The sequence below is a fragment of the Metabacillus sp. RB-C-LZQ-3-1 genome, from assembly GCF_058315175.1.
On sequence record NZ_JBZFLI010000073.1, the window covers coordinates 1 to 207 of the forward strand.

Annotated in this window: 1 protein-coding gene; it reads right to left on the bottom strand. The window is 35.3% G+C overall.

Annotation, left to right across the window (positions count from 1 at the left end; translation table 11 throughout):
* The coding region (locus AC4GZ8_RS26515) for an FtsK/SpoIIIE domain-containing protein (protein ID WP_491084841.1) at nt 1-207 on the bottom strand (207 nt) is incomplete at both ends.

Here is a 207-nt window from a genome sequence, read left to right on the forward strand (position 1 = left end):
AGGTTCCCTAGTGAAGTTTTTGGTTTGCTTTAAATCTTTAAACCTCTGAAAAGCTGATCCACCCTTCAAGTCAATTAAATGTAGATTTGTATTTTCAGGCTGTTGTAACACAAGAGATGTAACAATTAGCTTAAGGATTGCACTTTTACCGTAACCTGTTGCTCCAGCAATGATTAAATGCTTATGTTCATCAAAGTCATGTCTAAC